Below are 9,090 nucleotides of genomic sequence, written 5' to 3' on the forward strand. Positions count from 1 at the left end.
CATCAGGCCGAGGTCATGATCTGATAGAGTTCTTCGTCGCTGGTCGCCTGGCGCAACTGGCGGCAGACGGCCTTGTCACCCAGCTTGGATGCCATCAGGGAAAGGGTCTTGAGATGCTGCTTGCACTCGCTTTCCGGCACCAGCAATGCAAAGAGCAGGTCAACCGGTTGATTGTCGATAGAATCGAAAGGGATGGGTTCGGAGAAGGTCATCAGCACGGCGGTCGGCGCAAAGGCGTCGTCGATCCGGCCATGGGGAATGGCGATACCGGCACCGATCCCGGTACTGCCCATCTTTTCCCGCGCCAGCAGGCTTTCGAACAGCACCTGGCGGGAGGCGCCGAGGCGCTCTGCAGCCAGCTCACTGATGATCTCGAGGGCGCGTTTCTTGCTGGTACAAGGGACCGCACTCTTGGTGCAGTCCCGACTCAGTATGTGTTCAAGTTGCATAGTTATTTTTGATTTAACTTATCTTTGTGCTTGATGATCTGCCGATCCAGTTTATCCAGCAGGGTATCAATCGCCGCATACATGTCGGCATGCTGCGAATTGGCGAACACCTCTCCCCCGCTGACGTGCAGCTTGGCTTCGGCGATCTGGTTCAGTTTTTCGACGCTCAACACCACATGTACGTTGTTGATATGGTCAAAGTGACGCTCGAGTTTGGCAAATTTGTTATTCACATAATCACGCAGAGCTTCGGTAATCTCGACATGGTGTCCGGTCAGGTTAATTTGCATAACGTCTTCCTTTTGTTTGCCTAAACCAGGCGTTTGCGCTGATTGGATGGCGGGATCAACAAGGATTCACGGTACTTTGCGATCGTGCGTCTCGCCACCATAATACCCTGTTCGGCCAGCAAATCCGCGATCTTGCTATCACTAAGCGGTTTGGCCGGGTTTTCGGCCGTCACCAGCTTCTTGATCAGGGCGCGAATTGCGGTCGATGAGCACTCTCCTCCTCCCTCCGTGTTGACATGACTGGAGAAAAAAAACTTCAGTTCAAAGATGCCACGGGGCGTATGCATGTACTTCTGGGTCGTCACCCGTGAAATCGTCGACTCGTGCATCTCCACCGCCTCGGCGATGTCGTTGAGTACCATGGGCTTCATGGCCTCTTCACCGTATTCGAAAAAGCCCTGCTGCTGCTCGACGATGCAGCTGGCCACCTTGAGCAGGGTGTCGTTGCGACTCTCCAGACTCTTGATGAACCACTTGGCCTCCTGCAAATGGGAGCGGATGAACTGGGTATCCGTGCTGCTGCGGGCATTGCGTGCCATGGCCGCATAGGCCTCGTTGACACGGATGCGCGGCGCCGAATCCGGGTTGAGCTCAACCACCCATTTCGTCCCCTTCTTGACCACGGAGACGTCCGGGATCACGTATTGCGACTCGCTCTGGATGATGCCATTGCCGGGTCTGGGCTCCAGTTGCTGGATGAGATCCAGCACCTCCTTGAGATCGCTCTCCTTGAGCCGGGTCTTGCGCGCCAGGGTGCGATAGTCGCGGTTGCCGAGCAGGTCCATGTGCTCGCGGATCACCTCCCTTGCCTCATTGAGCCAGGGCAGGTCCGGCGAGTACTGACCAAGCTGGATCAGCAGACACTCCTGCACCGAGCGCGCGGCTATGCCGACCGGATCGAAATGCTGCACCCGCTTGAGCACGGCTTCCACTTCATCCAGTTCAACTTCTACCTCTTCACTGCTGACTGCAGCCTGAATATCTTCGAGAGAGGCGGTCAGGTAGCCGGACTCGTCGATGGCATCGATGATGGCGAGGGCGATCGCGGCATCCAGATCGCTGAACGGCGTCAGTCGCATCTGCCACAGCAGATAGTCCTGCAGGTTTTCGGTGGTTTCCCCCTGATAGACGCTGTCTTCCCCGTCATGAATGGGGCCGGCGCTCTGGGCAGTCCCGGCGGAGTAGACCTCATCCCAGGTGGTGTCCACCGGCAGTTCATCCGGCATGCTGTCCTGCGCCATGGCGTCGCTGGAGTCGAGTTGACTGGCGTCCTGGGGCTCTATCGGGCTGGTTTCCTGCGCCTCATTCTCCTCCTGCTCCAGCAAGGGGTTATTATCGAGCGCTTGCTGAATTTCCTGCTGGAGTTCCAGAGTGGAGAGCTGGAGCAGACGAATCGCTTGTTGTAATTGTGGCGTCATGGTCAGGGACTGACCGAGACGCAACTGTAATGTCGGCTTCATCTACGTCGGGATATCCTTATGTTCAGCGAGGCAGTCACCTAACAAAAATGAGGGGTGCCCCCTTACTATAGACTGAATTGATCGCCCAAATAGACGCGCTTGACCTGCTCATCGGCGAGGATATCGGCCGGTGCGCCCTCGGCAATCATCTTGCCGTGGCTGACGATGTAGGCCTTCTCGCACACATCCAGCGTCTCTCTGACGTTGTGGTCCGTGATCAGCACGCCCAGCCCTCTTTCCTTCAGATGCTGGATGATCTTCTTGATGTCTATGACCGAAATAGGATCAACACCTGCAAAGGGTTCATCCAACAGGATGAATCGCGGCTCTGCCGCCAGCGCCCGGGCAATCTCGACCCGGCGTCGCTCCCCGCCAGACAGGCTCTGACCCAGGCTGTCGCGAATATGGGTGATGTTGAACTCTTCCAGCAACTGCTCGACCTTATCCTCACGCTCCTCACGGCTCAACCCCTTGCGGGTCTGCATGACCCCCATCAGGTTGTCGAACACCGACAGGCGCCGGAAGATGGAGGCCTCCTGGGGCAGATAGCCGATGCCATTGCGGGCGCGGATATGCATGGGCTGCAGGCTGATGTCCTGCTCGTCGATGGTGATGAGACCCGCATCCCGCTGCACCAGGCCCACGATCATGTAGAAGGAGGTGGTCTTGCCAGCACCATTCGGGCCAAGCAGCCCCACTATCTGGCCGGTGCCCACTTCCAGGCTCACGTCGCTGACCACCATGCGGCGCTTGTAGCTCTTCTGCAAACCCGTTGCTTTTAACACTGCCATGGCTTCTGTTTCCTACTTCTTCTGATCGGCGGGTTTGTCGAAGTTTTCTACCTGATCCGGCAGGAACACCGTCTTGACGCGCTGGGTGGGTCCCTTGCTCTCGGCGATCATCTTCTGTTTGACGATGTCGTAGCGGATGAGGTCGCCGGTGACCTGGCTGTCTTCCTGCTTGAGCTGACCGTTGCCCGTGATGGTGACCAGACGGTTCTTCAGCTCGTAGCGAATGCTGTTGCCGTGGGCATTGACCGGCTTGCCGTTGTCCAGGATCTGGAAGAAGGTGGCAGGATTGCCATAGGCGGTCATCACCTCGGCGCCCTTGTCGCCGGAGCGGATCACCACCACCTTGTCGGCCTTAATCTTGATGGTGCCCTGGGTGATGATCACGTCTTCGCTGAAGGTGATGCGGTTGTCCTGCATCTCGGCCACTTGCTTGACCGCATCCACATAGACCTTCTCGGCAAAGTCGGACTCTTTGGCGCTCACTGTACTGCACAGCAGCAGGGCCGCGAGGGCCAGATTAACGTTTTTCATTGAAATAAGTGGCATGGCCTTTATCCAGTAATTCGAAATATTTACGATCCAGATGGCCCTTCAGGCCAACGCCCTCGGTCTGGAATTCCTGACCCACTATGCTGATGTGCTGGTTGCTTCTCACGTCCTGGGTCACCAGATCCAGCTCCAGATAGGGGGTATCCAGCGTGGAGATGAAAGACGCCGGCAGCAGGCCGTCCAGATGGACCTTGTCACGCAGGATCACGTTGTCATCTGTGTTGAGCACCCCGGTTTCGGCCGTGACCTTCCACTCGGCCTCCCCCTGCTCATCGAACATGTAGACCACCGGCTTGTCGAAGGTGGCCTGCTCGAGGATCTGGTAATACTCCGCATATTCGGACTCCAACCGCTCGGTCCGCTTGCCCTGCTCGTTGAAGCGGGTTGTGACCAGGTTCTTGGCGGTGAAATCCGGTTGATAGTTCTCTACCTTGGCAGCCGGTTCGGGCGCCAGCTCGATCTCGCCGAGTTGCCAGGCGGCCAGCGCCGCCAGAAACAGCAGGCCGAACAGAAACGTCTGCTTGTTCATACCGAAGCCTCGGGTTGGTAGTCGCCCAGGCCCTGCGCCTGCAGGATGAGATCGCACACCTCGCGCACCGCGCCCACTCCGCCCCCGAGGCGGGTCACCAGATCGGCACGAGCCAGCACCAGCGGATGGGCATCCGCCACCGCTATGCCGAGGCCGCAGGCCTGCATCACCGGCAGATCTATGGTGTCGTCCCCCATGTAGGCGGCTTGCGGCGCCTCCAGACCAAGCTTGGCCAGCAGCGCCTCGAAGTGGGGCAGCTTCTGATCCGCCCCCTGCACCAGGTGCTGCACCCCCAGACCCCTCATCCGATCGCTGACGATACGGGAGTTGCGCCCTGTGATGATGGCGATCTCGATGCCGGCGTTGAGCAGGGCACGCATGCCAGCACCGTCACGGGTGCAGAAGGTTTTCAGCTCTTCACCCTGGTTGCCCATATAGATGAAGCCATTGGAGAGCACCCCATCCACGTCACACACCAGCAGGCGGATCTGCGCCGCCTTCTCGTACTGGCTGCGCGTCACCGGACCATAGAGGGTCGGTACGTCTTGCATCAAATCACCCCGGCTCTCAGCAGGTCGTGCATGTTGAAGGCGCCAAGTGGTCGCCGTTCTTCATCCACCACCAGCAATCCGTTAATCTTTCTGGTTTCCATCAGTTTGACGGCCTCGGCCGCCATCATCTCAGGCCCTACGGTAACACAGTTGGCCGTCATTACGCGGCTGATCGGGGTGTGGTGAATGTCCACCTGCAGATCCAGGATCCGGCGCAGGTCACCGTCGGTGAACAGACCGGCCAGCAGCCCCTGCCCATCCACCACAGCCGTCATGCCGAGGCCCTTGCGGCTCACTTCCAGCAGCGCCTGGCTGATGGTGGCATCTATCCCCACCCGGGGCAACAGCTCGCCACTGTGCATCAGATCGCCGACCCGCAGCAGCAGCCGCTTGCCCAGTGATCCGCCCGGGTGCGAGAGCGCGAAGTCATCGGCGGTGAAACCGCGAGCTTCCAGCAGGGCCACGGCCAGGGCGTCCCCCATCACCAGGGTCGCCGTGGTGCTTGAGGTTGGGGCCAGACCCAGCGGGCAGGCCTCTTTCTCCACCTTGATGCACAGGTGCACGTTGGCCTCTTTCGCCATGGTGGAGGCCGGGTTGCCTGTCATGCAGATGAGCGGAATGCCGCGGCGCTTGAGCACCGGCAGCAAGGCCAGGATCTCGTCACTCTCGCCTGAGTTGGAGATGGCGATGATGAGGTCCCCGGCGGAGATCATCCCCAGATCCCCGTGGCTGGCTTCGCCAGGGTGGAGGAAGAAGGCGGGCGTCCCGGTGCTGGCCAGGGTCGCGGCAATCTTGTTGCCGACATGACCCGACTTGCCCATGCCGGTGACCACTATCTTGCCGGCGCAGCGCAGCACCATCTCGCAGGCGCGCTCGAAGGTCTCGTCGAGGTACTGGTAGAGTCCATCGATGGCTTGTTTTTCTATGTCCAGCACCGCACGGGCACTGCGACGGAAATCGAACAATTCAGACACTTTTTCAGGCTTTACAGACATAAAGGCACAGCTCCGGGCCGAAATTTGCTGCGGGATTATAAAAAAGTCTGTCGAGATAAGCGAATCGGATGCGGGACGCTCTGCTGCTGATGCAAGTTGTTACATAAAACTGTCGCGTATTTGGGGGGCAAAGCCGCTCAATAGTTGTTCCTTGCTGTTGCTTAGACCTAGACTAGCCCATAAAATTCGCTCTTCATTTATACCGGATGGACAATTGTTTGAACGATGACCTGATCACCATCTCCGACCTGACCTTCAGTCACGGAGATAGGTTGCTGTACGACAGGATCAACCTGACCATTCCCCGTGGCAAGGTCACCGCCGTCATGGGCCCCAGCGGCATCGGCAAGACCACCTTGCTGCGCCTGATCGGTGGCCAGCTCAAGCCTGAGTCCGGTCATATTCTGTTTGACGGGGAAGACATTCCCACCCTCTCCCGCGGCCGCCTGTATGAGGTGCGCAAGCGGATGAGCATGCTGTTTCAGAGCGGCGCTCTGTTCACCGGCATGACGGTGTTCGACAACGTGGCCTTCCCGTTGCGGGAACACTCGGGTCTGCCGGAAGAGCTGATCCACACCATCGTCATGATGAAGCTGCAGGCGGTGGGTCTGCGTGGTGCCGCCCGCCTGATGCCCTCCGAGCTCTCCGGCGGCATGGCCCGTCGTGCGGCCCTGGCCAGATCCATCGCGCTGGATCCGGATCTCATCATGTATGACGAGCCCTTCGTCGGTCAGGATCCCATCACCATGGCGGTGCTGGTCAAGCTCATCAAGGAACTCAACGATGCCCTCGGCATCACCTCCGTCATCGTCACCCACGATGTGAAGGAGGTGCTGAGCATCGCCGACTACGCCTACATCATCGCCAACCGCAGGGTAGTGGCGCAGGGCACGCCGGAGCAACTGCGCGAGGAGCACAATCCCGAGGTCGAGCAGTTCCTCAAGGGATTGCCCGATGGTCCTGTTCCGTTTCATTTTCCGGCAGGCGACCTGCTACAGGATCTGTGATGTTCATAAGTCAGATAAGCAAGCTGGGGCGGAGCGGGGTGCGGTTCATCAGCGCCGTCGGCCGTGCCACCATCATGCTGTTTCACGCGCTGGCGGGCAAACCCGAGCCCCGCAAGCACTTCCCCCTGCTGGTACAGCAGCTCTATGTGGTGGGAGTACAATCGGTCGCCATCATACTGGTGTCCGGCCTCTTCATCGGCATGGTGCTCTCCTTGCAGGGTTACAACGTACTGAAGGACTTCGGCGCCGAGCAGAGTCTGGGGCCCCTGGTCTCCCTCTCCCTGCTGCGGGAGCTGGGCCCAGTGGTCACCGCCCTGCTGTTTGCCGGTCGTGCGGGTTCGGCTCTCACCGCCGAGATCGGACTGATGAAGGCCACCGAGCAGCTCTCCAGCCTGGAGATGATGGCAGTGGATCCGCTGCGCCGGGTAGTGGCGCCCCGCTTCTGGGCCGGGGCCATCAGCATGCCGCTGCTGGCCTTCATGTTCAGCCTGATCGGCATCTTCGGCGGCAAACTGGTCGGGGTCGACTGGCTAGGGGTGGATGAGGGCAGCTTCTGGTCTGCCATGCAGGCCTCCGTCGACTGGCAGGACGACATCATGCAAGGGGCCATCAAGAGTGTGATATTCGCGCTGGTGGTGACCTGGATCGCGCTCTTCAATGGCTATGATGCCAAGCCGACCTCGGCCGGGATCAGTCAGGCGACGACCCGTACCGTGGTCCACTCATCCCTGGCCGTGCTCGGTCTGGATTTTATACTCACCGCAGTCATGTTTGGATAAGGGAAAGATGAAGTTCAGCAAAGTAGAATTCCTGGTCGGTGCCTTCATGCTGGCTGGCATCGCAGCCATTCTGGCGTTGGCACTGCAAGTGGCGGGATTGAGTTTCAAACCGGAAGGAGAAACCTATACCCTGCGCGCCCATTTCGATAATATCGGCGGCCTGAAAGTGCGCTCGCCGGTCAAGGTCGGCGGCGTCGTCGTCGGTCGAGTCAGCGACATCACGCTGGATGCCAAGAGCCAGGTGCCCATCGTCTCCCTGCAGATGCAGAAGAGTGCTGGCGAGTTCTCCGAAACCAGCACCCTCTCCATCCTGACCTCGGGTCTGCTGGGCGAGCAGTATGTCGGCCTGGCACCGGGTTTCACCGATGAAGAGATGGGCACCAGCATGCTCAAGGATGGCGACATGATAGAAGACACCAAGTCCGCCATCGTGCTGGAAGACCTGATTGGCAAGTTCCTGTACAGCCAGTCTTCCCCGGCCACCGATACGCCAGCAACCAAGGAGTAACCATGTTCAAGAAGATCGCCCTGCTGCTGGGCCTGATGACCAGCATGCTGTTTTCCGTCTCCGCCCTGGCAGCGGTCAATGCCGCCGACCCCTATGCCCTGGTGGATCAGGCTGCCCAGCAGACCTTCGCCCGCCTGAAGGCGGACCAGTCCCAGGTCAAGAGCAACCCGGACCACCTGCGGGTGATCATTCGCGAAGAGCTGCTCCCTTATGTGGACAATCGCTTCGCCGCCTACAAGGTGCTCGGCAACCAGATCAAGGAGACCACCCCGGCCCAGCGCGATGCCTTCGTCCAGGTCTTTACTGAATACATGGTGAGCTCCTATGCCGATGCCCTGGCCCATTTCGACAAGCAGACCGTCAAGGTCCAGCCGGGCAAAGCGCCCGGTGACAGCAACATCACCGCCGTCAACGTCAGCGTGAAAGAGGCCGGCAAGCCGGACATCTTCCTCGAGTTCAAACTGCGCAAGAACAACAAGACCGGTGAGTGGAAGGCCTTCGACATGGTCGCCGAGGGGATTAGCCTGCTCTCTGCCAAGCAGAGCGAGCTCGGTGGCCTCATTCGCCAGAACGGCATAGATGCGGTGATCGCCCAGTTGCGCGAGCACAATGCCAAGCCGCTGGTGCTCAAGTCATGACACTCCATGGGGAGCTGCAGGCGCCGCAGGTCAACGCCCTGTGGCAACGGCGATCCGAGTGGTGGCAAGATGATGCGCTCGATATGAGCGGGGTCACCACCCTGGATTCCGCCGGCCTGGCCCTGCTGGTCAAGTGGGCCAAAGCCACTCTGGTACGGGGAGGCACGCCGCAACTGGTGGGCGCCTCCACTGATTTTTATACCCTGGCCAACCTCTACGGGGTGGCCAGTCTGTTTCAACCCACCCCGCCCAACACCGAGGACGCATAATGCAAGTCTCTGAAATTGAAGCGATACTCCTTGAGGCTTTGCCATTGTCCGAAGTCCATGTCAAAGGCGACGGCAGTCACTATCAAGTGATTGCGGTCGGCGACATGTTTGACGGCATGAGCCGGGTCAAGAAACAGCAGGCCATCTATGCCCCGCTGATGGACAAGATCGCCAGCAACGCCATCCACGCCCTCTCCATCAAGGCCTATACCGACGCCGAGTGGAAACGCGAGCGTAAATTCCAGCTGCCCTCCTGATTTGGTAAAGAAGTAAAC

At 59.3% G+C, this 9,090-nt stretch carries 14 protein-coding genes; 6 read left to right on the forward strand and 8 right to left on the reverse strand.

Annotated elements, in window-relative coordinates; all coding sequences use genetic code 11:
- Positions 1-2 precede the first annotated feature (2 nt).
- The 8 genes from ptsN to AC3WR3_RS15295 all read right to left on the reverse strand — a co-directional run bounded on the left by ptsN (position 3) and on the right by AC3WR3_RS15295 (position 5,614).
- Positions 3-449: a PTS IIA-like nitrogen regulatory protein PtsN gene (gene ptsN / locus AC3WR3_RS15260; RefSeq protein WP_010675870.1), complete on the reverse strand. Its 447-nt coding sequence runs from the start codon at positions 447-449 to the stop codon at positions 3-5.
- Positions 450-451: 2 nt separating this feature from the next.
- The gene (gene hpf / locus AC3WR3_RS15265) at positions 452-739 is read right to left on the reverse strand and encodes a ribosome hibernation promoting factor (protein ID WP_005305957.1); all 288 of its coding nucleotides are present in this window, start codon (positions 737-739) and stop codon (positions 452-454) included.
- Between the two features lie 20 nt (positions 740-759).
- Positions 760-2,199, reverse strand: coding sequence for an RNA polymerase factor sigma-54 (locus AC3WR3_RS15270; RefSeq protein WP_139438911.1), 1,440 nt, complete (start codon positions 2,197-2,199; stop codon positions 760-762).
- A 65-nt stretch (positions 2,200-2,264) separates the two neighbouring features.
- Positions 2,265-2,990, reverse strand: coding sequence for an LPS export ABC transporter ATP-binding protein (gene lptB, locus AC3WR3_RS15275; protein ID WP_010675872.1), 726 nt, complete (start codon positions 2,988-2,990; stop codon positions 2,265-2,267).
- Positions 2,991-3,002: 12 nt separating this feature from the next.
- The gene (gene lptA / locus AC3WR3_RS15280) at positions 3,003-3,521 is read right to left on the reverse strand and encodes a lipopolysaccharide transport periplasmic protein LptA (RefSeq protein ID WP_025328531.1); all 519 of its coding nucleotides are present in this window, start codon (positions 3,519-3,521) and stop codon (positions 3,003-3,005) included.
- Entirely contained in the window at positions 3,508-4,068 is a 561-nt protein-coding gene (gene lptC / locus AC3WR3_RS15285; protein WP_139438913.1) for an LPS export ABC transporter periplasmic protein LptC, read from the reverse strand. The genes lptA and lptC overlap by 14 nt, the downstream gene beginning before the upstream one ends.
- Positions 4,065-4,619 (reverse strand): 3-deoxy-manno-octulosonate-8-phosphatase KdsC, encoded by a 555-nt coding sequence (gene kdsC, locus AC3WR3_RS15290; RefSeq protein ID WP_202047361.1) that lies wholly within the window; start codon positions 4,617-4,619, stop codon positions 4,065-4,067. The genes lptC and kdsC overlap by 4 nt, the downstream gene beginning before the upstream one ends.
- Entirely contained in the window at positions 4,619-5,614 is a 996-nt protein-coding gene (locus AC3WR3_RS15295) for a KpsF/GutQ family sugar-phosphate isomerase (RefSeq protein ID WP_139438917.1), read from the reverse strand. The genes kdsC and AC3WR3_RS15295 overlap by 1 nt, the downstream gene beginning before the upstream one ends.
- Before the next feature lie 206 nt (positions 5,615-5,820).
- Between AC3WR3_RS15295 and mlaF the strand changes: the two genes are divergently transcribed.
- From mlaF to ibaG, 6 genes are read left to right on the forward strand one after another with little or no spacing between them, the layout of a single operon-like run.
- Positions 5,821-6,621 carry a phospholipid ABC transporter ATP-binding protein MlaF gene (mlaF, locus tag AC3WR3_RS15300; protein ID WP_139438919.1) on the forward strand — a complete coding sequence of 267 codons (801 nt, stop codon included), beginning with the start codon at positions 5,821-5,823 and terminating at the stop codon, positions 6,619-6,621.
- On the forward strand, positions 6,621-7,400 hold the full coding sequence (mlaE, locus tag AC3WR3_RS15305; RefSeq protein WP_202047363.1) for a lipid asymmetry maintenance ABC transporter permease subunit MlaE: 780 nt from the start codon (positions 6,621-6,623) through the stop codon (positions 7,398-7,400). Before mlaF ends, mlaE begins: the two co-directional genes overlap by 1 nt.
- Positions 7,401-7,407: 7 nt before the next feature.
- Positions 7,408-7,908 carry an outer membrane lipid asymmetry maintenance protein MlaD gene (mlaD, locus tag AC3WR3_RS15310; RefSeq protein WP_106885624.1) on the forward strand — a complete coding sequence of 167 codons (501 nt, stop codon included), beginning with the start codon at positions 7,408-7,410 and terminating at the stop codon, positions 7,906-7,908.
- 2 nt (positions 7,909-7,910) lie between these two features.
- Complete coding sequence (mlaC, locus tag AC3WR3_RS15315) at positions 7,911-8,546, forward strand: phospholipid-binding protein MlaC (RefSeq protein ID WP_025328538.1); 636 nt, start codon at positions 7,911-7,913, stop codon at positions 8,544-8,546.
- Positions 8,543-8,815: an STAS domain-containing protein gene (locus AC3WR3_RS15320; protein ID WP_270824606.1), complete on the forward strand. Its 273-nt coding sequence runs from the start codon at positions 8,543-8,545 to the stop codon at positions 8,813-8,815. Before mlaC ends, AC3WR3_RS15320 begins: the two co-directional genes overlap by 4 nt.
- A complete protein-coding gene (gene ibaG, locus AC3WR3_RS15325; protein ID WP_041204876.1) occupies positions 8,815-9,072 on the forward strand; it encodes a BolA family iron metabolism protein IbaG in 258 nt (85 codons plus the stop codon). Before AC3WR3_RS15320 ends, ibaG begins: the two co-directional genes overlap by 1 nt.
- Positions 9,073-9,090: the final 18 nt, after the last annotated feature.

The organism is Aeromonas sp. EU05-FHT14A05, assembly GCF_058791175.1.